The organism is Mycobacterium sp. IDUB_5, assembly GCF_055419565.1.
On record NZ_JBVAXX010000023.1, the window covers coordinates 1 to 215 of the forward strand.

Annotated in this window: 1 pseudogene; it reads right to left on the bottom strand. The window is 67.4% G+C overall.

Features of this window, described 5'->3' with window-relative positions:
* A pseudogene (locus ACZY1G_RS27840) lies at nucleotides 1–215 on the bottom strand (4-hydroxy-2-oxovalerate aldolase); the annotation flags it as partial.

Genomic DNA, 215 nt, shown 5'->3' on the forward strand with positions numbered 1-215 from the left:
CCGCCGATCAGCTTGCGCTGCCCGGCACGGTGCAGCAGCTGGTGCGCAGGCACCCCGTAGCGCTCGGACTGACGGATGGCGTGTTTGAGGAAGCTCGAGTACACCCCGGAGTAGCCCATGATCAGCGCGTTGCGATCCAGCAGGCACTCGGCGGGCATCGCGGGGGCGACGACCTCTTCGGCGGCGTCGGCGATGTCGAAGAAATCGATGCCGGT